The following is a 22,981-nucleotide window of genomic DNA, read 5'->3' as shown; positions in this document are numbered from 1 at the left end:
TCAGGAGCAACCAAATGATCAATCTGACCCGACGCGGGATGCTTGGCCTTTCAGCCGGTGCCGCCGGTTCGCTCGTCCTGCCGCGATTTGCAATCGCACAGGCTGACAATCGCCCATCGATCACTATTGCTGTGCAGAAGGTGGCAAACAGCAACACGCTCGACGTTCTTCGCGAACAGTCGAATGTCGGCGAACGCGTTTTCTTTTCCAGTATCTGGGAGGCGTTGATCGACCGCGACTGGCTGGGCGGTCTTTCGGCTGTGCCTGGTCTTGCGACCGAATGGACCCGCATCGATGACAAGACGGTTGAGCTAAAGCTCCGTCAGGGGGTGAAGTTCCACAATGGCGATGAGATGACCGCCGAAGACGTTGCCTTCACTTTTGGCAAGGAGCGCATGTTTGGCGACACGCAACCAGCCGAAGGCAAGACGATTTACGTCACGGAGAAAAATCCGCTCGGTCGTGAAAGCAAGGAACTGCCGCTTGAAGTGCCAGCGACGGCCCGTCGTTCCTGGCCAGCCTTGCTGGGTGTCGAAATTGTCGACAAATACACGGTGCGCTTCAAGAACGGTACGCCAGACGTCACCATGGAAGGCCGTATCTCCCGTTACGGCAGCCAGATTATGAGTCGTCGTGGCTGGGAAGAGTCGCCTAGCTATCTCGACTGGGCGCGCAAGCCGGTTACCACCGGGCCCTACAAGGTTGTCGAGTTCAAGCCGGACAACATGTTGGTGCTCGAAGCTCACGACGAATATTGGGGTGGACGCCCACCGCTGAAGCAAATCCGTTTCATCGAGGTGCCGGAAGTTGCCTCCCGCATCAATGGTCTGCTCTCGGGCGAATATCAGTTTGCCTGCGATATTCCACCGGATCAGATCGAAGGTATCGAAAAGAATGACGCTTTCGAGGTTCAGGGCGGTACGATCCTCAACCACCGTCTAACTGTGTTCGACAAGTTCCATCCGCAGCTGGAAAATCCGTTGGTGCGTCGCGCATTTACCCATGCGATCGACCGTCAGGCGATCGTGGATTCGTTGTGGGCCGGTCGTACGGTCGTTCCGGCTGGTCTCCAGTGGGACTACTATGGCGATATGTTCGTTCAGGGCTGGAGTGTTCCGGAATATAACCCGGATCTCGCCAAGCAGCTTCTGAAGGAAGCCGGTTACAAGGGCGATGCCATCCCTTACCGCCTGCTCAACAACTACTACACGAACCAGACCCCAACCGCGCAGATCCTTGTGGAGATGTGGAACCAGGTGGGGCTGAACGTCGAAATTCAGATGCAGGAAAACTGGCAGCAGGTTCTGGAGAAGAGCCCGGGGCGTGCCGTACGCGACTGGTCCAACTCCGCACCGTTCAACGATCCGGTTTCGTCTATCGTCAGCCAGCATGGTCCGAACGGTCAGCAGCAACAGGTTGGTGAATGGACGAATGAGGAGGCGAACAAGCTTTCCGTCATTATGGAAACGAGCACGGATCACGCCAAGCGCAAGGAAGCATTCAAGCGGATGCTGGAAATCTGCGAACGTGAAGATCCAGCCTACACCGTCCTCCACCAGAACGCGACTTTCACCGCCAAGCCGAAGTCATTGAAGTGGAAGGCGGCGCCCGCTTTCGCGATGGACTTCCGCAAAAACAACTGGGCCTGATCCATTTGTAGAGGCGAGCCCGGTTCAATCGGGCTCGCTTTTCCTTTGGGGTTTCAAACCCCGCGACTGTGAATGAACCAGAAGGATTGCATGATGCCGCTGGTCGAAATTTCCAATCTCAAAGTGGCCTTTGATGGCGTACCGGTTCTGCATGGTATCGACCTTTCGATTGAGCGAGGCGAAGCTGTCGGATTAGTCGGGGAGTCCGGCTGCGGCAAGTCTGTCACCTGGCTGGCAGCGCTCGGTCTCTTGCCGAAAAAGGCGTCGATCTCCGGTAGTGTTCTCCTTGAAGGAACAGAATTGCTGACCGCATCGCGCAGCACGCTCGAAGGTGTTCGGGGTGGCCGTATTGCGATGATCTTTCAGGATCCATCGAGTTCCCTAAATCCGGTTATTCGGGTCGGGCGCCAGATTGAGGAGGCCGTGCGGCTTCATCGCAATTTGAGAGGACCTGCAGCCCGATCAGAAGTTTTGCGATTGATGGAACTGGTGGGAATACCCGATGCCCGTCGCCGCATCGATAATTATCCGCACGAATTTTCCGGTGGCCAGAACCAGCGTTTGATGATTGCCATGGCGCTGGCGGGCAATCCTGATATCCTTATCGCGGATGAGCCCACGACAGCACTTGATGCTACGATTCAGGCTCAAATTCTTGATCTATTGGCTGCATTGCGTGCGGAAACCGGCATGGCTGTGGTCTTTATCAGCCATGATCTTGGTGCAGTGTCGCAAATTTGCGAACGTGTTTCCGTCATGTATGCCGGGCGTATCGTTGAACAGGCCCGGACCGAAGCACTCTTTGCTGCTCCGCGCCATCCTTATACGCACGGCCTGTTCGATTCCATTCCGAACCTTGATAGCGGGCGCAATCGTCTGATCCCCATTGAGGGCACAGTTCCTGAGCCGGGCAAGCTTCCGCAAGGTTGCGCATTTTCGCCACGCTGCTTGAGCGCGAATGATCTCTGCGCGCGAAGCCTCCCCAGACTCGGTGTTCCGCAGGACGATGCCGGTGAGGGGCGTATGGTCGCCTGTTTTCATCCCTATTCGGCCGCGTCGTATTTGCTGCCGTCCATCGGCGGCCATATTTCAACCCCGGCGAGCACAAGGGCAATAGCACAATGACAGCCGCTCTCATCGAAGCTCGCGACCTTGTCAAAACCTACACATCGCGCAAAGGTCCGTTCGCAAAACCGGTCGCGGTGCGCGCGGTCGACGGGCTTTCCATATCGGTCGCTCCGGCGACAACACTGGGCATTGTTGGCGAGTCCGGTTCGGGTAAATCCACGACCGGGCGGCTGCTTCTCGGTCTGGAAGATCCCAGCGAGGGAGAGGTGACGTTTGAAGGTTCAGCCCTACCTCGCCAGAAAACCGCAAGCTGGCGCGCTTTGCGGGCGCGTATGCAGCTTGTCTATCAGGACCCTCTGGCAGCTTTGGACCGACGGTTGCCGATTGGCCGTCAGATTGCTGAGCCACTGGAGATTCACGGAATTGGAATCGCTGCTGAGCAGAAAGCGCGTGTTGCAGAGCTGATGCGAGCGGTCGGCCTTCGTCCCGATCAGGCTTCGCGCTATCCGCATGAGCTTTCAGGCGGGCAGCGCCAGCGTGTCGTCATTGCACGCGCCATCGCATGCAAGCCGCAACTCATTGTTTGCGACGAACCTGTATCGGCGCTGGATGTTTCCATTCAGGCGCAGGTTGTGAATCTTTTGCGCGATTTGCAGGAACGCGAAGGCATCGCCATGGTTTTCATCAGCCATGATCTGAAGGTGGTACGCAATATTTCGGATCGTGTTGCGGTCATGTATCTGGGCCGGATCGTCGAAGAGGCGTCCTCGGACGAGATTTTTGCCAAACCGCTTCACCCCTACACGCAGGCGCTGGTGTCCAGTGTCCCTGTCGCTGGAATTCCTCTCAGTAATCGCATCATCCTGCAGGGAGAGCCGCCGAACCCTGCCGCGCGACCTAATGGCTGTGCGTTTCACCCCCGTTGCCGTTTCGCGGCTCCGCGCTGCAGCAGCGAGACACCTGAACTTCTCGACATGCCAGCGGGACGCAAAGTGGCCTGCCATTTTGCAGGAAGCCTGCAGACGGACAATATTCATGCTTAGATTTTTGATGGTTCGCGGGGTTCGCGCATTTGTGACCATTCTTCTTGTGGTGACATTCGCTTTCGTCGTTTTGCGTATGTCCGGTGATCCGGCCCAGATCATCATGGGACCGGACGCGCCACCGGAAGCGATAGCTGCCTTCCGGAAGAACTGGGGGCTCGATGATCCGCTCTGGCAGCAATATTTGCGCTATTTCGGCGCTATTGTGCGCGGCGATCTTGGGATATCGATGCGCGATGGTCAATCTGCAATCGCACTGGTGACCGAGCGCATTCCCGCGACGCTTCAACTTACGATACCGGCATTGTTGATCAAACTTGGGCTTGGCATTCCGGCCGGAATTTATGCTGCGTTGCATCGCAACAGCTTCATAGACCGGGCTGTCATGGCTACTGCCGTCATCGGCTTCACTTTACCGAGTTTTGTACTTGGCTTGTTGCTCGTGCTGGTGTTCTCGGTTTCGTTGGGCTGGTTGCCCTCGGGCGGGCAGGACAGCTGGATGCATGCCATTCTACCCATAATCACCATGGGGCTCGGCGGCGCGGCCATTCTGGCGCGGTTCTCCCGCAGCGCAATGATCGAGATTCTGGGGCAGCCCTATATTCGCACGGCGAGCGCCAAAGGTGTGTCCTGGCGAAATGTTGTCTGGCGTCATGCACTGCCTAACGCGGCCATTCCGATTGTCACTATCGTCGGATTTATGGTCGGATCGCTGATTGCAGGTGCGGTGGTGGTTGAATCGCTCTTTTCTTGGCCAGGCGTGGGCAGACTGCTCGTGGTTTCGGTAGCCAATCGCGATCTTGCTATCGTGCAATGCATATTGCTTCTCGTGGCCGCGACGATGGTGATCTCCAATTTCATTGTTGATCTTCTCTATGGTTATCTCGATCCGCGTCTGCGTCAGGCGCAGGGCAAGGCGTGAGGCTGAACCGATGACGGATATGACCGCCAATACTGCCACTGTTTCCACGCAACCGAAAAAGAGCCGTAAAAGCATTCCGCTGATGGTTATCATCGGCTTTATCTGGATCGCCGCAATGATCCTGATTGCGCTGACTGCGGACTGGATAAAACCCTACAACATCACAGCCTTTGACCTGAAAAACCGCCTCGCACTGCCGGGGAACGCACAGCATTGGCTGGGTACCGATGAGCTGGGACGTGACGTGCTTTCACGCCTTATCGAATCCATTCGCATTTCGCTGCTCATCGCGTTTGGTGCGACGATCATTTCAGCGGTGTTCGGGACGACACTCGGTTTTCTCGCAGCTTATTTTCGAGGCGCGGTGGAGCAGGTTGTGGTCATGCTGGCTGATTTTCAGGCGGCGTTGCCATTCCTGATTTTGTCTCTTGCCGTGCTGGCATTTTTCGGAAGCTCGCTTCTTTTGCTGACCTGCCTGATGGGCTTCTACGGCTGGGAACGTTATGCCCGTATCGCGCGTGGGCTGGCTGTCTCAGCGAATGCACAGGGTTATGCAGCAGCGGTTACCCAGCTCGGCGCTACGCCGTCGCGAGTGTATCTCAAACACATCCTCCCGAACATTGCTTCAACGCTAATCGTCTCGATGACGCTGACATTCCCGGAGATTATTCTCCTTGAAAGCAGCCTCTCGTTTCTGGGCCTCGGTGTGCAGCCGCCGATGACCAGCCTTGGTAATATGGTTGGTTATGGTCGCGAATATCTCACTCGCGCACCGTGGATCATGCTCGCGCCGTCATTTGTGATCATGTTCACGACGCTGTCGATCAGCTTTGTGGGTGATTGGCTACGCGACAAGCTGGACCCGACCACGAGATAAGACCGGTCACCTTCCAACACTTGGACCTTGCGATTCTGAAAGCGAGTTGTTTAGTGTGAGGCGACAGAATTTTTATAGGAACTGACGTCTTATGTTGAAGAATATCAATCCATTGCTGACCGGCTCGCTGCTCGAGGTTCTTGCCGATATGGGGCACGGAGACGATCTCGTGATTGTTGATGCCAATTATCCGGCGCAGTCCTCTGGTGTCCACGTGCTGGACTTTCCGGGGATCACTGCAACGGATATGGCCGAGGCTGTGTTGTCGCTGTTGCCTTTGGACGATTTTGTCGACAAGCCAGCCGCCGTCATGCAGGCGCCCAATGAAACGCCGGCGATTTTCAAGGAATTTGAATCGGTCATAGAAAAGGCTGAAGGGCGAAAGATTTCCGTCGATCCAGTTGAAAGATTTGCTTTTTATCACCGCGCTCGCGATGCGTTCGCGATCATTCGGACCGGTGAGAAGCGGCTTTATGGCAATATCATTTTCAAGAAGGGTGTCATCCGCTCTTGAACGGTTAAATTGACATCGGTGTATGAAAAACCCGGGCATTGAGCCCGGGTTTTTTTTATTTCAGCTTTATTCCTGTGGCTTCTCTGCCTGATCCTTCATCGAGCCTTTGTGCTCACCACCTTTGTGGTTGCCCATATGATGTGGACCTTTGTGGTGAGAGCCTCTGGCTTGGTGATGCATCTTCGCGGCGCGCATTTCGCTACGATCGATTTTGCCATCCTCATTTCGATCCAGTGCAGCGAATTCCTTCTTGCGCTGATTTTCCACTTCCGCAAGCGTAACCTTGCCATCACCATTGACGTCGAGGCGACGCTCCATGCGGTCAGCTGCCCGGCTCACGATGCGCTTGAGTGCCAGTGCTTCGATTTCGGCGCGAGAAAGTACGCCGTCGCCATCGGTATCGGCGGCCTTGAGGTCATCCATGCGTGAGAATTTATCAAGGTCGACAGGGCCACGCTTGCCCTTCATGTCCTTGTTTGGGGCAACGGCCGTCTCTGCTGCCGGTTTATCAGTATTTGCACTGCTATTTTCTTGTGCCAGTGCGGGTACAGCAAGCAAAGATGTTGCAATTACAGCGATAAATGCGGTCTTCGATTTCATGGCAATTTGACTCCATTACTCTTTACAGGGGCGCCGCTAAAAGGCGTGCGAGTAATGTCTGTCTTTTTAGATGAACCGCATATGAATATGCCAATTAATTATCGGTAATGTATTGGGGAGTGTATGAGCAAACCAGAGCTGAAGCATTCTCCAAAGCGAAAAATCATCCGCAGGCACTGAGACACATATTCGTTCGGGCGAGAAGAATTTTTCTGATCCATCAGGATCAGTTATCAGCGGAAGCGTTTGTTTTCAGAAGAGAAAATGGTGGGTGATGTAGGGATCGAACCTACGACCCGCTGATTAAGAGTAACCATGAGGTTAAACAAAATCAATTACTTGTAAAACGACTTTTATCCGATCTTTTTCTATTTGTAACGGTATCCGATATTTTTTGAAAGGGTTTATCATCCAGTATCGGAAACCGTTTTCCACAGATAATTACTGACTGATTTTGCCGCCACGGATCCACCGCGCAACGATCTCAAGCAGGAGGTCAGAGATCCACATCGCGCATGCGCCGACAACAAATGCCGTGGCATTCGTGGCTGCGATCGGCTCTTCAGGCAGAGGCCAGTTTATTGCCCGAAGATAGTGCAGCACCGGCATAGTGAGATAAGCCGCCGCCAAGGCACCGCAGATAGGCGAGGCGATCATTTCCTTGGCAGTGTACCGGCGACGTGACAAACCGCGCAGGATGCCGCCAGAAAGGCCAGCAACGAATATTCCGAGCTTGATGCCGATGGCATCTAGGAAATCACTGAAGGACATTGATGGATCCTATTTCCGGCAGGCGCGATCATTGTCGCACTGGAGGTTGTGCGCGGCGACTTCATTCGCGAACGGTCGGTCGTTCTTGACTATGAAGGCGCGTGTCTGTGCATTCGGGTGAAGCTTTTCATAACCCGCGCCATCACTGGCACTCGTCGTCGCGGTACAGCCCGCCAAGAGCGCCACACACGCCAGCGTCATCCAGCTTGCGAACCCTTTCATTGATCTTCCCCCTGTTGTCAGTCCGGTTGATTGTGTGCGTCTGCGATGCGGCTTTTTCCTTTTCGCCTCGATCGGACCAGCCCTTCATGTAAATGAAAGCACCAATGGCAACTATCGAGGCGACCAGGACGAACGCCGCCCAATGCTTGCGCAGAAAGGCGAGGACGAGCACAGCCATTATCCTTGCTCCGCTGTCTGTCGAGATTTCCAGATCCCATACAATGCATAGGCGGCCAGACAGACACCGATAAGTGTCGAAGCCGCCAAGAGGCCGGACGAGATGCTGTCGGCGATTTTCAGCCCCATTCCGGCAAGATATGATGCTGTCTCTCCGATCTGCTCGCGGATCGACAGAACGATCGCGATTGCGCCGCCGCCCTTCACAGCATTTTTGACGGCGGGAACCGAAGCGGGAGATTGCGCACCAGGCTGTTCATCGGACGCCAGTTGAAGCGACTTCAATGCCTGTTGCGTTTTTGGACCGACGACGCCATCCACCTCGAGGCCGTGATCTTTCTGGAATTCCTTGACAGCCTGTCTGGTTGCGGACCCGAAGTCACCGTCAACGGCGATCGAATATCCGCTGCGCTGAAGCAATGTCTGAAGCTCTCGCACAGCAGCACCGGACGATCCAGATCTCAACATGCCCGAAGCTGGTGAGATCTGTTGCGCGCCACCATAGCGGGCATAAGCTGCTGCCATTTTTGTGTCGTACTTATTGTCCCGGTATCGCGGTCCATTATAGATCCGGGCGAAGCCCGCCCAATCCTGACGCTTGAGCTCATCGATCAGCCCCGCATTTTCGATGAAGCGGACCATCACTTCAACCTGACTGCGCAGGCCGGACATAATGAAGGTGTGAAATTCGCTTGCGGATCCGAACCCGAGTTTCTGCCAGTGGACGCCCATCACTTGGCCGACGCCCCAGCTACACGACATGATCGCGGCGTCTTTGTCGATGTCGCACATGCGTTGAAACATGCGATATCGATCCAGTTGGCTTTTCGGGTTCTTTACCGCGCCTGCTTTTGGCGATGCTAGCCCGGCGTTCCTTGCCTGCTTTTGCTTGGAGGCAGGGGCAAGACGATCGAAATAATGTCCCTCGATACGGATCAATGGGACATTGCGGCCCTCAACCTTGGCATACGCAATGCCATTGCTCTCGACTTCGACAACAGCGGCGAGGGCTTCCGGGGAAATAGCGCGAGGCTTGGCGACGCTGGCGATAATTGAGAATGTCTTGTCGTCGAACATGGTCGGCTCCTGATTGATGGAGCCAAGTCTAAGAGGCGTCGTGTTCGATCAACCGACAGGTTTAATTAACACTAGCCGCTAGATCCCGCCGCCGCCTTGCAAATTTGTCGGCGACGCGACGGCCATAGTCATTCGTTGGTTTTTCCCAATAGTAGTAAACCAGGGCGGCGAGCGGGATCACAATAATCAGTGTGATCGCAACCGCGCCAATAAAGGTCGCTATGTGGCTTAATTCAGCTGCCTGCATCCACTTGTAAACAGGGAACAGCAAAACGATGACCGGGCTGTGAAGCAAATATACAGAATAGCTAATCTTACCAAGGCCTGATGTCAGGTCATTGACGATAAGCCCAATTGGGTTGAGACCGATGCCGACAACCAAACAGGCAAACATAACGCCTGTCCAGTGATAGGCATCAAAGAACGGAACCCTTTCGTAAACGACAGCGTAGAAAAGAACCGCAGCAGCTGCAATCAATGCGGTTCCAATGGATTTGCTGTTTGCATTGTCCTTCAGCTTCGGCATCCAGAAAAATGCAACAAGTCCGCACATGAATATCGGCAACCGATAGAACACGGAATACATGTTGTAGTTCTGTACGTCCTTCACGAACAAAGGCAAAACTGAAACAAAAATATTCGACAGAACAATCGCTGCTAGTACGCCACCGATTGCAAGCCAGATATTCGTTATGCGGGCATAGAGGAACGGAAACACCAGATAGAACAGCATTTCGACGCCGATAGTCCATCCAGCCAGAACAACGGACGTTTGGTATCCATGCCCCGGTATCAAATTGAATACGAAGAACACATTAGCAAGAACCGACTTCCATGTGTACTCGAACCCAGCTGGATTGAAGAACGCCGATACGGCAATCATCACGTAGAATAGCGGTGCAATGCGGAAAAAACGGCGCAGTGCAAAACCGATAAGCGGTCTCTGTTCTTTTGAATGTCCCGGCATGCTGAGACATAAAGAAAAGGCGCTGACAACGAAGAACAGTTCAACACCCATTGTACCATGCTTCACGTAGACGCCGAACCAATCAGGCAAGGCAAATATTGGTTGCGGCATCATCGCCACATGAAGCACAAGAACCCATAGGGCTGCAAAGCCGCGTAACGAGTCGAGATATTGTATGCGCTTGCTTTTGTCTTCGATCCGGCTCATCGTAACCCGCTAATGGAGGTGAATATGACGCTTGAAACTGTTGTCATATCTTGTGTGATGGCCGGTATCATTATTGGCATAATCTCCGGGAAGCAAGGCATGGACCAACTTTCCCCGGAAGAGCGCAAGAAGCGACAGAAAGAAATCCAGGACGATCTTCGTATCTGGTGACTACTGCAACGTCTGCAGTTTTTTCACGTTCATAGTGCCATTGCCAGAACGTCGAAGCCCGAAAAAGCCGCCCAAGAATGGAGAACTGATTGCAGTAGGCCCATAAGGCCCCCCGCCATCAAGGAAAACATTCAGTGAAGATCCACTCCCTTGCCCCATTACAACACGGAATTCACGCTCCTGAAGTGTGATATCAAGAGCATTTAGAGCGGTCTTGTTATAGGTTCCATCGCCTGTTGCCTGAAAGACTGTCAGATATCCCGTGGCCTCATCAGCGCCTATGCCAAGTGCCATGACAGCTATTCCGCCCGAACTATCAGCGGCCCATTCTCCGAAAACGCAGATCGCTTCACCTTTGGCCAGCTGGCCCGTGAACGAAAAATCAAACCCCGACAACAGCCGGTCAAATTGAATGGTGTCCGTCAAGACAATTCCATTTGTAGAGCCATTTGATACGGTAAGCGAAGCCTGTTCCAGCACACCTTTGCGGGTCAGCAGAAACGGAGATCCATTGCTAAACCGCTTTTCGATTGGACTTGCTTTCTTGACCCGGAGATAGTTTACGCCAACACTCGCGGCCTGCGCTGCGGCAGAGATCGTTACCATATGCAAACCGGGCGGAACATTACGGGCGACACACGTCTCGTGATCTTGAATGTATCGAGTTCCATAGTTGCCATTGTGATACTGTGACATTGTTCCAATCGAGATTTGGTCGAGCGCTATACCAGCAGATGATACGCCGCCGCCCCAGATCGGATAGCCGACGTACAGATCCAAACCGGGCTTTTCGACTTTGACCAGCATGCGGATGCTCTTGGGAACATTGTCAGCCGTTGAAATGAACTGCATACCAGAGCGGCTGTTTTTTGCCTCAGTCGGTGCATTCGACGGAGTGCAAATAACAAGCGGTGAAGCAACAGACACGATTTCACCGTCCGCCGAAACGCCCTGGTACGGGTAGACATATGGCGCAGCCATCAACTGGCCGATATAATTATAGCCAGTCTGAGTTGGATGAACGCCATCCGGTAAAATCTGCTGAACCGTATAATTGCCGCACGTGAGCAACTGTGAAATCTGCTCGAACGCATCGACCAACGCGACCCGAGCCGTTCGACAAACTTCTCTTACAACCTCCGCATAAGATTTCAGCCGCTCTGATTTATCAATTGTGCCAAGAGGTCCAACTGGAGATATTAAGTTTGGTGTCATCAGAACCGGAATTTTCCCATAGGCCCGGATGATCCGAACAATCTCGTAAAGATTTGCCTTGTAATCTCCTATCGGCGTCGGGGGCGTATTCTGGCAATCATTGATACCGTGGTTGCAATAGACAATGTGCGCCGGGCTTGCCGCAATCCGAGCTTCAAAAGTCTGCCCGCTACCGTCAGAACCTTCCAACATGTTTATCGTGCGTGTTCCGCTAAAAGCGCGATTATTCACAACGATATTGCCGTTCGCGTAATAGTCACGAAGGAACAATTGCAACTTTGCTGGAGCCGGAGTTGCCGCAATATACGTTGGCGGGTTCGTCACATCGACGCCAACCATAGTGCTGTCACCGTAGCAATCTATGACGATGCTTTCGCCTGCAAACATCGCGACAGATAGTGTTCGAAGTCGGTCATCCTCCTCGAGATATTCCCACCACTCGCCACTTCCATCCTGCCGCTTTCCAAAATGAGAAGGCTCCGACAGTACTTTTCTTACTAGGCCACCTGCTTTATCTGTGGAAGATCCACGGCCTTCTAATCTAATGGATTGCGTTGATTGCGGTGTATATCCATTTGCCAATTGTAATAGAGAATTTTGCCCGTCATAGTTTGGGACACCGCGCCACCATCTGCCGTCTGCTGATTGCTCTCTATCTCCGCTAGATGGCTCCTCGTCGACTTCAATGAATAGTTTCATTGGCTCATCACCAGGCGACAGGTGTCCCGCCGTAATTACTGCCTTCCTTGTGGGTTTGACAGTGGCGAGGGATAGGGAAACCCTGGTGTCATAGAATGCCACTTCGATTTCACCAGCCTGACCTATAAGCGACGCAAGGGCATTATCAGCTGCTTCTCGTAGCTCCTTCTCATTGGCTGGCGTCTCGCTCGACACTATTGCCCCGCTGGCATTGACACTTAAAAGGTTTGATGGACCAGTCGCAGCAAATGTCGGAGCCATTGTTCCAAAGGGAGCCTTGATCGAACGATCGAGATCTCGCTGCTGTTCTTGCTGGATAATACGATTGCGGTCGAGCTCATCATCAGTGAGCTTGGATGAAAAGCGACCGTCTCGAGTAATCGAAGAAAGCCGATCGAGAACAGCAGCGCCGACAACAACGATAATTTCCCCGGCAGTTCTGCCCGTATTGAAAACGACGTTCCCGCCTGTCGGCTGCATGGCTCCGGAAATGACAAACTGCGTACGGTCGATTTCTGTGTATGCACCGTCGCTAAACAGCTGGATCGAAACATCCTCATTCTGCTGAAAGGGAAAAGGGATAGAAAAAAGCTGCTGTCCCTGACTTGCCGTGTAGCGGCGGAAACGTGGATCTTCTTCGATCGGAAGTACGAAGCTCATAATAGTTCCCCTGCGATTGGATCAGCCGATCATCGCAGGGGAGGACTATGGTCAACCGTCACGGCACCAGTGCGGGCTTCTTTTTTCGCGGACGCTTCATACCTTCCAGCGCCAGACCTCCAGCCTTAACCTCTGCAACCAGGTCGCCGACGAAAGCTCCGGATCCTTCCTCAAGTGCGCGCTCCCGTACTTCCGGCCATGCCGAATTTGTAGCTTCAGCAGTCCAGACCTTTTTGTTTGCGTATGCGTCGCCAAGGCGTTCGGCAATACCGGGATTGATCGCCATGAGCTCACGGTAGAAACCATCTTCCGAAATTGGCTCACGCTGCGCCCATCCTTCCACACCTGTTTCCTTCAGTGCATTTCTAGCCAAGGCCATGGAGAGCGAGGAAAGCACATCGTCGGCAGCTGTTCGTTCTGCAGGTGAAACAGAGATTGGCTCTCCATCGTGATCGACGAGTTTTCCGGAAGCCATTTCTCGACGAACCATACCGATCGCCTGGACGGCATTGCGCGCGCGCACCATGGGATGAAGACGCCGAGCGTCAGCATCGAGGCTGGAAACAGCGACATAGGCTTTTGAAACCTTGTCGAGCTTTGCATAATAGTCCGCCGCTCCGGCCTCGTCGCCAGCCTCGACCATGGCTTGCCAGCTTTTTGCCTTTCCTTCGAGGGTTCCTTCACGTTGACCGGCCATCTTCCAGAACATGGTTGATGACTGTGCACCCCGCGCCGCATCCTTGATAAATCGCCGCGATATAGGTGCATCATCCCATGCGAAGCCCGGCGCATCTGGCTGCGCAAGGTCATAGAGCGAAAGCGCATTGCGGCCCCACGATCCAAGGTGAGCGGTAATGAGATGATCTATGACGACAGGAGGCTCATTGAAGATCCTGCCAAGCTGCTTTGAAAGCGCGCTTGTCCTGGACGTATATTGCAGAAACGGCTCCATTCCTTGTAGCTGATCCGGGACGATAGGCGCGCCGGTGAAGAAATCGCTATTCGATTTGAGCTCAAAATAGCTCTTGATCAGCGGATTGCCTTCCATGATCGAGGGCGGAATGATCGTTTCATAGAGACTGTCTCCCCATCGATGCAGTGCGCGCGGATCCTTTGAAGACCACATATCGTAGATCGCTTCGCCGAGATTAACCGCTGCCGCCATCTCAAACGGCTTCGGAACCGCGATCCACTTGTCGCCAGCCTTGATCATCCAGTGCGTTGCTCTGGTCGTTTCGGAGATCTCGTCGTGATCTTCATGGCGGCTCATAAGAGCGTAGAGTGACATAGATCCGGCAACGAGCGCACCGAGACGCGCCCAGGTCTTGACTGCCGTTGACATGGCAAGCTGATCTTCGGCGGTGACGTTCATGCCGAGAACCTTCTTCGCAAGCGGTGCGATCATGTGGCGCGTCGCTTTATCCAGCCCTTGCATGGAGGCATTCAGAAACGGAGTGACGCGGGAAAGCGCAGCCATTCCAGAGCCGCGCCGATCAAAGTCCATATAATCACGGGCTCGCCAAGATGCCTCGAGCAAGGCCTCATAATCATCGAGGCCGCGCTTTTTGGCTTCATCCTTGAACGTCCGGAACAAACCGACGCGCGTTGCCGTTTCAGCAATTTCAGCCGTTTCCAAAACGCCACGGAACGACGAAAGGCGATTGGCTACCCATCCTCGACGCTTCAGGCCGTCGATATCGCGCCGGGCCATGACTTCAGACAGGGACGCCGTTTCAGAACCGCCCGAAATCCCGAACATGCGTGAATAGGATTTGGCGACATCGCTACCGATAATGTCATCGGTTGCGCCCTGAAGCGTGGCGCCGACACGGCGGAGAGGTTTTCCGAACATGACAGCAGCCATGAACTGGTCGCGAACAAAGTTCGCCGCAATGAATTCCGGTGACAGTGTGATACCGGCTCGAAGCAAGCGAGCGGGTATTGCGACCAGGTCGAGCCAAAAGTTCTTTTCGGTTCGGCTCATCATGGTGAGTGCACGATACATGTCATGGCCAAATTTGCCGTCAGCCAGGCGCAGCGCCTTCAGGTCACCGCCGTCGCGGAAGAAGACAATAGGCTCGCCTTTTTCATTGATTATGGCCGGACGGAAGACAGCAGCTTTTTCCGAGCCGACTGCGCTTTCAACAGCGTCGCGCAACACTGTAATATCCGCTTCGCTCAAACCGGCATTCTTCGCCGCAGATTGAACAGCCTCGATAGGATCGACCATATTGGCGCGAAGCTCTTTCGCCGGAATGATCTCGGCAATTGCGCCACCGCCTGGACCGGCATTAAGAGCGAGCCGGTGAAGGGACTTCACGACATCGTTTCGCGCGATCGTCATGCTGGTTTCGTAAGCATCGGCTGCGAGGCTTTCGAGCGGATTGATAACGTCGCGCTTGGATCCCTTGAAGCGTTTGGCAAGCCCGCCCTTCATCGATGCACCACGTCCGGATTTCTTACCGCCTGCCTTCACCTCACTTTCTGCCGAAAAATCGCGCAGGCCGGGTACATAATCCTTGATCAGATTGCCGCGTTCGAACGTCTCCAGATCGATCAGACCGGCATCATATTTCTTTTTCCAGAGCGCCCGGCTGAATTCGTGGACCTTGGCGGCAGCTGAAGCAAATGCGGGAAACTGCTTTTCGAGCTCGGCGACGTTGGCCTCATGATCGGCGCGAGTGAGCTTGTCCGGAGGATTAGGAATTTCACCTTTGCGATATCGTTCCCATTCTCCGAGTGCACGTCGGGACCAGAGATAGGAGCCAAAATCCGCGACCCGTTCTTCATCCCATCCCGAAAGCGCATTCGGCTTTCCGGTTGCTTCGACGATGGCGTCACGTAGGGAAGGGCTTTCCGGATTGATGCCACGATAGGGCGCGACACCGTACATCACATCCATATGTCCGGCAGCATAGGCACCGCGCGACATACGGGCGAGCTTGTAAGGATCCGACGATGTATTGATATTGAGCGGCCTGCCGGTATTCGCCAGGTGCAGATCCTTCAGATAGGAAACCGCTCGGTTGACGGGATTGAGATCGTCGAAGCTGAAGGTGTACATGCGCTGAAGCACATCGACAATGGTTCCGCCGAAGCCGCCCTTTTTCAGTTCCTTGCGGGTAGATTTGAGCCAGCCATCCTTTTTCGACGAGACGATCGTCGAGCGTACGGCCACCGTGCTTGGTGCTGTCAGAAACTTGTCCCAGGCATCGGTGGCATCATCCACGGCCTTCGCCATGTCAGGAGCCTTTTCCTGTAAGAGCTTGCCAAATTTGTCGGCGAGATCCGGCAGGCTCTTTTTGAGATATTCCCGGTTTGTGATCCAGAGCCGGAAGAACTCGGCAAAACCTTCATAGTCGCGACCGGCCACAGGATCATAATCGAGAACCGAAAGAGCCTTCGAATTCTGCTTGATGAAGTCTTTCACATCGGGAATGTGCGCATCGATATGGTGACCGTACTCATGCGTCAGCGTATCGAAGTCATCGAGAGAGCGAACCCGCACAACACTGTCGCGGTTATCGAATGTACCAAGAACCCGTTTTCCGCCTGAGATACGCCCTTGCCGGGTTGCGGTAATATCTAGCGCCTTTGCCAGTGCGTCCGCAGTTTCACGAACACGCTGGATATGTGTGGCGGCGCTCTGGATCTGTGCGGCCATTTCTGTTGATCGTGTGCGCTGTGCCCTCAGACCGGCTGAAGGCGAAGACATGAGGAAGTCACCCACGTCCTTCGCGGCTGTCGCGATCGGGGTTTCCTCCAGCTTGACCGCATGCTTCGCTTCAGGTGCCGATCGGGCAGCAGCGTCATCTATGCGTGGTGCCGTATCAGCAATAAGTGCAGCCTCGCGTGACGGTTCGACATTTCGTGCCGGGGTGAATTTCTCGACACCGCGCGCTTCAGCCGCTTGATCGGAAAGGCGCTCTCCGATCGTGTCAGGGGCAATTCTCGCGGGCTGCGCCTCAATGCTCTCTACAGGTGCGGTACGTGGTGCCGTATCAACGGGAGTATCGCCCGATCGTGCTGGAACCGGTTCCGCTGCTGGTACGCTATCCACGCGAGGGGGAGAAGCTTCGATGACAGGTGCGGCAGGATCGGGAGGAGGCGCGATCTGTGCAGCCACGTCCGAAGTGTTTGCGTTGGGAGATGGCGCATCATCGTCGAGCGCGTCGAAGAAATTGGCACCCTTGCCGGTTTCGACGCGAGCCGCTTCAGTGTCGGGAGTTGAGGATCTAAAGCGTTCGATCGCCCGCCCACCAACATGACCGAGACCGCCCGCTGCGCCACCGATACCGGCACCAAGAAGAACGCTTATGGCATACCGTTGCGGATCGAACTTTTCCGCGTTTCCGCCAGCTATATCAATTCCTTGGATCGCCGCGTCGGTGACAGCGTTCATTGCGGCCGCATCAACGGCACCGGAGAAGATCTTCGCCCATAGTCCGGTAACGCCGACCTTGCCGGCCACCAGTATCTTTTCACCCAGACCAAGCGGGATGAAGTTCTCAGGGCTCGCGGCGGTGCCTGCGATTTGACCGGCAAGAGCAGTCGTTCCCTCGAGGAAACCTTGCCATTCGGGATATGCTTCATAATTACGATCGAAACGGGCGCGATCAGCCTGGCGGCTTTCTGTCGATGCATCATAAGTTGCGCCGAGAATTGTATTGTAGCGGTTGCCCGCTTCAAAATTCAGCTTGAAGCGATCGACAAGGCCCGGATCTGGCGCAGCGGATAGAGTGTCGTCAGCTTCTTCAAACTGGTCAAAGTAATTCGGGGCCATGGCTCACCTCGCAGATTTTCACGAGATGAGCGTAATTGGTAGGGAATTAGGTCAACTCTTAGCCGCCGCTGCGATATTGTCTGGCTTGAGCACTATGTAGAGTTTGCGCGTAGGCATCGGCCTCTTTGGCGGATTTGAATTTGCCCAGGTGCTTTCCGCTGGAACGATATAGCTCGACGGCACCTTCATCGGTAAGAACTGTGCCGCTTGGCGAAATAGTGGGAATAAGCACCTCGACGCCATCCTCATTGATCGACATGGATCTCACGGTGCTTATGCTGCCGTCATCGTTTTTCACAACAGGGCGGTTGTTCAGATCGATATTTCCGGTTTCCACCAAACCCGCCGGAGTTCGATAGTTTTTGTCGGGATCTTCCCATGCGGGAGCGGATCGACCAAGGATCTGCAAGGATGCACCGGGGCCAAATTTCTGATCAAACTCTGCAGCTTTTTCAGGTTGCGAGATCAGCGCCTGGCGCTGCTTATAGTTCGGCAGCGGGAAGGCATCGCTCGCGATCGGAGATCCGGCAGCGTCCGCCGCGTCGGTTTCGCTTATAACCTGACCCTGCCGCTTGTCCGCAGTCGTAGGTCCTTGGTTTTTCATCAGTCGCCGGAAATAGCCAGCACCAAGGCCTGCCATCTCTTTGCTGACACCCTGCGAAGCGAGCATCTGCGAAACAACCTGATCGGCATAAGGGCCGTAGGTTTGCTGGATCTGTGTAACGGTATCCATCATTGTTTGTGAAGCAAGCCTAGGATCTGCCTGCGCAGAAACGGGGCGAGCAAGACTGCGCGCCTCATCGGCAGTCAGCGGCGACTGCTCGAAATCGGAAATGCCAAGAGCTTTTTGCGCATTGATACGGGCTGCTACGAGAGATTGCATAGATGCAGGATCTTGAGGATCAGCCGCATCCGCCGCCGCCTGGACTTCCGGAAATGCCTTCTGGACAGACAGAGCCGGATCTGCCGAGCGTTCCTTTATGACAGCCGCCGCTTGTTTCTGCGCAGCGGTATAGATTTCCAGATCTTCGGCATATCCGGGTGTGCCGGGTTTCGGTTCAATGACGGCGAGGCGCTCCGCGATATCAGAGGCAGATTGCGTGTTCATGCCGTTCGTGGCGTCGAAAACACGACCGGCGTATTCACGCTTTTCCTGCCATTTCTGCAACCCGTCATCACCAAGGAGGGATTGAACGCGCTCCGCCGTGAGGTTTGTTTCAGTGGGATCGAGACCCTTACCAGTGGCGGAAACGCTGGCGATATCATCGTCGATCAGCGAACCGAGCTTTGCGGCTTCAACCTTATTTTGAGCACGGGCAATGTTTTTCTGTTCGAGTGCATCACGGCGAAGCGTGTCCGACAAGGATTTGACCGTAGCAAAGGGCAGGGCAGCGAGAGGGCCTTTGCCTTCTTTCCAGTCATCGAGCAGGCCAAGCGAATATTGCTCCTTCTGATCGGGCGTTGAAAGAGCATCATAAACGCCTTGGATACGGCCCCGAGCCGCCGTCGTCGCTATCTCGATCTTAGCTTTTTCACCCTGAGCTGGCGTGAGTGTGCCGGATCTGACAGCGCCATCGATCGACAACTGAGTGGCGCGAACCTGCTCTGACAGGATTTCGTCACCTTTCGGGTTTGCGCCAAGCACCTGCGCCTGACGTTCGATATCAATCTGACGTGCGGAAAGACCAGCGGCGTAATCCGCTTCCTGCTGCTGTCGAAGTTGGGTTTCGTGCCGAGCAGCAATGTTCTGCCGATATGCTTCCGTCCGCTGCTGGAAGGCCTTGTCGAAGGTTTCCTGCATTTGAGGATCTTCGATTTGCTCCAGGTAGTTTTCACGGATCTGCTCAGATGCAGCTTGAAACCCTGCCGGATCGTCCTGGAATTGCTGCTGCGCATTATAAAGGTCGGTTGAGAGACCGGCCTGCATACGCCAGGCGACAGAGGACATAGCAGCGTCGTCGAAGGCTTCGCCGCGTATAGTACCGTCACGGCGCAAGGCAAGAGGTTTCGTGTCGAGTACCGGAGCTTGATAGGTGTTTGCTTTCGCTTCGGATGCAGCGGAAGGAGACTGTCCCAGCGCGGACATGAATTTCTTGCCGTATGAACCGACATCGGTGCCGAGCACATCTTTTCGATTGGTTTTCCCAACACCACCGGGACCGGCAAACCACGCCTGCGCCGCGCCTTCAGCTCCATACTTCTGAACATATCCGCCGAATACATGATCGAAGATTGCGTCCTGAATTGCAGGGCCTTTTTCCGGATCCATGAATTCTTGCGCGGAAACGGACCTGCCAAGCGCAGCTTTCGACCATGGACCAATATTGGCTTCCATGATCTGATATCTTCCAAGCGCTCGCCCCATCTTTGAGTTTTGAGGGCCAACAGCGGCGTAGTCTCCGCTGCCCTTGCTTTCAATTGACGCAATTGCATCACGATAGTTCGAGTTACCAGCACTCTGCGCCTGTGTGGCAACGGCACGCGCCTGAAGGTAAGCGGCACCGGATGCTTGACCTGCCGAGAGGCCTTCCGCCGCGCCCTCGCGCTGTGCTGCGCGATCGGCCAGTTTCGAAAGTGTGCCGGAAAGGCTACCGGCAGCATCGGCAAGAACGCGCGAGGCCTGACCGGTATCAACTGCATATGATGGTAGATCGGTGGAAATAAGAGCACTTCCGGAGAAGCGGTCAACTTCACCAGGTGAACGACGTTGCATGTTAGCCATTATCCGCGCTCCGCTACGCTAATGCCATATTGTGCGACAGGAACAAGCGCTCCGAGAAGCGCACCGCCGCGTTCGGATCTGGCTCGCTGACGCAAACCCTGCGACCGCATACGGTATAGAGAACGGCGCAAATCCGTGTCTTGCTGGTCGATCGAGATTTCAGTAGCAGCTTGCTGCTTTGCTCGCGCAGCACTATCAGCCGCTACGCCCTGTGTCAGATCGATACCCGCTGCTGAATAGGCAACCTCGTTCTGGCCGAGCACGCGGGCGAGTTCGCGGCGCATCTTGTTCTGCCGCTGAACGCCTGCCAGCTGCTCTTGTCCGCTTTCAAGATCAGCCTGGTCGGCTTGCTGCTCCGTGGCGCGCGCAGCTGCGGCACCTGCGCCGAGGCCTCCAAGAACCTGAAGTGCGGTGGAAAAGCCTTGAAGCGCGGTGAGAGCGCCGGATCCGGCAGTGGCAGCACCAGTTGCGGCAGTGCCTGCCGTTGTCGCAGCGGCACCCGCTGACGACAAACCAAGACCGGCAGCGACCTTTCCAATTGCAGCGATAGCTAGTTCCAAAGCGACCTCCTATAGTGCCGCTTCCACGGTAATTGCGCGCACGTTCAGTCTACCGGGGCGCAACTGTGAGACGGTGACATATGGTGCATCGGCATATCCGCGAAGATTGCGGATCTTGATTGTGCCAGTGACACCTTGTGAGAGTTCCGGCACATCAGCGAGCAATCCGTACCGATAGAGATCGACTTCCTGTAGATGGCCACCGTTGACGGAAATTGCTACGCTTGTGCTGTCGAGCAATGACAAATGAACACTGTGAATGCGGGCTTTTCGTTTCAATACGGTGTTCGGGCCGATATCGCGGGGAGGCGGCAACGTTGAAACAACAGGCGGTTTCCAAGTCCCTACTGTCGCTTTCAGTACGGGAATAGTGAGGGTGACGGTGCCAGCAGAAACGAGAAACGGACCGAAGACGTTTCCATCACCAATCACCCAGACATTGCGACCGTTGAACCGTGACAGTCCTGAAATGGAAGCTTGCGGAACGCCGAAGGAGAAATCCTGCGCCTCGTCGAGTAACAGGCCGGTTTCAAAACGTTCGAAGAAGCGCCCGCCGGAGCGCTCTGTAATGAAGGAAAGCTCATTGCGACCATTCTTGCCGGTAGCGCGAAAAAGACCATCGGTAGTCATTCGCGTGAAGGCGGTCACTTCCTGCTCGCGCAATATCGTACCGAGACGGGCCTGACCATCGCCGCGAACAAAGGAAATGAGATTTCCATCCATCGAGGCATTGGATCGCCGAACGGCCATGTCGGTCGCATCCTGGAATAGATGCGATGACAGCAGGGAGATATCTGTCGGGACGAAATTCCCCTCAACATCGGTATATCGGAGCTCGCCCAACGTCGCACCATTTCGATGACACCAGATCGCCGCGCCTTCATTGTCTACAACTGGAACGCCGCGCTTGATGCCAGATCGTGACGATTGAACATGGTTTGGAGCGTCGGTTTTCGAGATCGCCCGCTCTGCTATCCAGTATTCCGCCTGACTGGTAAAAATGAGCAGGTTGAGAGAAGGCACAATCGCCTCGATCCGCTCACCGCCTGCGCTATCCATCGGAACAAGAAAGGGGCCATTCGCTTCAGTGAAGCGGTCATCATAATTGAAATAGTCGGCGCTCTTCGATGCCATCCATGCGTTAGGCAGAGATTTGAAGCCGCCGACAATAAGTCGCTGATTATAGAACGTACCGCATTGTGGCCAGCCACGTGCGCTTGAAATCAGGGCTTCGCCAGGTGCAACACCAGCCCGTTCCTTGACCGCGACGATCGCGGCATCCGCTTTATTGATGACACGAGCGGAAACCGCCCAACCGTCGCCCTCATTGCCATCGCCGGAGAATATGATCTTGATCCTTTTCGGACCGGCAGGCCAAGGGTCAGTACCACCAGCCACGGGCGGATCCGGCTCAATCGTGTAGCCGGGACTAAGGTTAGGCAGCTCATTGAGGGCAGTTTCGAGATAGCCGATCATGGCGGTGCGGTTGTCGTGAAACTCAATCGACTGTGTTTCCTGCCCGGAGACATTCAGAATGAAGATCGAGGTTCCGCTTTCCAGACCGACGAATTCAAGCCGCCAGATGGCCGGGACGCCATTGGTATAATCCCCGCCATAGTCATAATTTGGAATAGCCTTGTAAGGCAGATCGTCAACCGCCCAACCTGTATCGCTGTAGATAATGCGCTTGCTTTTCAGATCCTCGTGAAACAGGAGTAGCGTGTCGAGGCGCTGCGCATAAGTCATCTGGCGCGTAAAGCCCGCCAAGCCAGCTACTGAAAATGTGGCAATGACGGAAGAGGGCGACCAGACCTGACAGTTATCGCCAGCAAAAACCAGATCGAATGAGGTTCCATTCGATGCATCGAAAGGAACTATCCTTTCGGCATTTGCGGCAACAGATCCAATGTGGCGCAGGCCATCGCGCTGACGAAAGCCGCCTTGAGGCGCAACAACAATATTCTCGGCATATTTCAGGCCGGTGCTGAAGTACTTCAGCGTTGTCCGCTCCTCGAGGAGCGGATCATGCTCGCCTGAAGTGAAAGCGGTTTGCATTCGTCCTGGACGGCCAACCATG

The 22,981-nt window shown here is 54.7% G+C and carries 17 protein-coding genes; 7 read left to right on the top strand and 10 right to left on the bottom strand.

The genetic code is table 11. The annotated features are described in order from the left end of the window. The first annotated feature begins 14 nt into the window (after positions 1-14). From AC1RHM_RS03120 to AC1RHM_RS03095, 6 genes are all read left to right on the top strand, one after another. Positions 15-1,649 (top strand): ABC transporter substrate-binding protein, encoded by a 1,635-nt coding sequence (locus tag AC1RHM_RS03120; RefSeq protein ID WP_010659805.1) that lies wholly within the window; start codon positions 15-17, stop codon positions 1,647-1,649. Between the two features lie 90 nt (positions 1,650-1,739). Continuing rightward, positions 1,740-2,774, top strand: coding sequence for an ABC transporter ATP-binding protein (locus AC1RHM_RS03115; protein WP_010659806.1), 1,035 nt, complete (start codon positions 1,740-1,742; stop codon positions 2,772-2,774). Further along, the gene (locus AC1RHM_RS03110) at positions 2,771-3,760 is read left to right on the top strand and encodes an ABC transporter ATP-binding protein (protein ID WP_010659807.1); all 990 of its coding nucleotides are present in this window, start codon (positions 2,771-2,773) and stop codon (positions 3,758-3,760) included. The genes AC1RHM_RS03115 and AC1RHM_RS03110 overlap by 4 nt, the downstream gene beginning before the upstream one ends. Next, entirely contained in the window at positions 3,753-4,682 is a 930-nt protein-coding gene (locus AC1RHM_RS03105; RefSeq protein WP_010659808.1) for an ABC transporter permease, read from the top strand. Before AC1RHM_RS03110 ends, AC1RHM_RS03105 begins: the two co-directional genes overlap by 8 nt. Positions 4,683-4,692: 10 nt before the next feature. Continuing rightward, positions 4,693-5,559, top strand: coding sequence for an ABC transporter permease (locus AC1RHM_RS03100; RefSeq protein ID WP_010659809.1), 867 nt, complete (start codon positions 4,693-4,695; stop codon positions 5,557-5,559). Between the two features lie 91 nt (positions 5,560-5,650). Beyond that, the gene (locus AC1RHM_RS03095) at positions 5,651-6,073 is read left to right on the top strand and encodes an RbsD/FucU family protein (RefSeq protein WP_010659810.1); all 423 of its coding nucleotides are present in this window, start codon (positions 5,651-5,653) and stop codon (positions 6,071-6,073) included. A 66-nt stretch (positions 6,074-6,139) separates the two neighbouring features. Here the strand turns inward: AC1RHM_RS03095 and AC1RHM_RS03090 are convergent, their stop codons facing one another. The 5 genes from AC1RHM_RS03090 to AC1RHM_RS03070 all read right to left on the bottom strand — a co-directional run bounded on the left by AC1RHM_RS03090 (position 6,140) and on the right by AC1RHM_RS03070 (position 10,094). Next, positions 6,140-6,673, bottom strand: coding sequence for an EF-hand domain-containing protein (locus AC1RHM_RS03090; protein ID WP_010659811.1), 534 nt, complete (start codon positions 6,671-6,673; stop codon positions 6,140-6,142). Between the two features lie 441 nt (positions 6,674-7,114). Then, positions 7,115-7,444, bottom strand: coding sequence for a hypothetical protein (locus AC1RHM_RS03085; protein ID WP_492332478.1), 330 nt, complete (start codon positions 7,442-7,444; stop codon positions 7,115-7,117). A 142-nt stretch (positions 7,445-7,586) separates the two neighbouring features. After that, entirely contained in the window at positions 7,587-7,844 is a 258-nt protein-coding gene (locus tag AC1RHM_RS03080) for a hypothetical protein (protein WP_492332477.1), read from the bottom strand. Continuing rightward, positions 7,844-8,920, bottom strand: coding sequence for an N-acetylmuramidase domain-containing protein (locus AC1RHM_RS03075; RefSeq protein WP_492332476.1), 1,077 nt, complete (start codon positions 8,918-8,920; stop codon positions 7,844-7,846). The genes AC1RHM_RS03080 and AC1RHM_RS03075 overlap by 1 nt, the downstream gene beginning before the upstream one ends. Before the next feature lie 61 nt (positions 8,921-8,981). Further along, positions 8,982-10,094, bottom strand: a complete 1,113-nt coding sequence (locus AC1RHM_RS03070) for an acyltransferase family protein (RefSeq protein WP_492332475.1) — start codon at positions 10,092-10,094, stop codon at positions 8,982-8,984. Between the two features lie 24 nt (positions 10,095-10,118). Between AC1RHM_RS03070 and AC1RHM_RS03065 the strand changes: the two genes are divergently transcribed. After that, complete coding sequence (locus tag AC1RHM_RS03065; protein ID WP_492332474.1) at positions 10,119-10,265, top strand: hypothetical protein; 147 nt, start codon at positions 10,119-10,121, stop codon at positions 10,263-10,265. On the opposite strand, the gene AC1RHM_RS03060 is transcribed toward AC1RHM_RS03065, so the two are convergent. Genes AC1RHM_RS03060 through AC1RHM_RS03040 form a run of 5 tightly spaced genes read right to left on the bottom strand, consistent with a single transcriptional unit; the run spans position 10,266 to position 22,980 of the window. Beyond that, complete coding sequence (locus tag AC1RHM_RS03060; protein WP_492332473.1) at positions 10,266-12,839, bottom strand: SGNH/GDSL hydrolase family protein; 2,574 nt, start codon at positions 12,837-12,839, stop codon at positions 10,266-10,268. Between the two features lie 58 nt (positions 12,840-12,897). After that, positions 12,898-17,622, bottom strand: coding sequence for an LPD38 domain-containing protein (locus tag AC1RHM_RS03055; protein ID WP_492332472.1), 4,725 nt, complete (start codon positions 17,620-17,622; stop codon positions 12,898-12,900). A gap of 58 nt (positions 17,623-17,680) precedes the next feature. Beyond that, positions 17,681-20,344 carry a hypothetical protein gene (locus AC1RHM_RS03050; protein ID WP_492332471.1) on the bottom strand — a complete coding sequence of 888 codons (2,664 nt, stop codon included), beginning with the start codon at positions 20,342-20,344 and terminating at the stop codon, positions 17,681-17,683. Continuing rightward, a complete protein-coding gene (locus AC1RHM_RS03045) occupies positions 20,344-20,904 on the bottom strand; it encodes a hypothetical protein (RefSeq protein ID WP_492332470.1) in 561 nt (186 codons plus the stop codon). Before AC1RHM_RS03045 ends, AC1RHM_RS03050 begins: the two co-directional genes overlap by 1 nt. A 9-nt stretch (positions 20,905-20,913) precedes the next feature. Beyond that, positions 20,914-22,980, bottom strand: coding sequence for a phage tail protein (locus AC1RHM_RS03040; protein WP_492332469.1), 2,067 nt, complete (start codon positions 22,978-22,980; stop codon positions 20,914-20,916). Position 22,981 lies beyond the last annotated feature (1 nt).

The organism is Brucella sp. GW823-FHT04E01, assembly GCF_058796175.1.
This window is presented reverse-complemented; position numbering and strand designations above follow the sequence as displayed.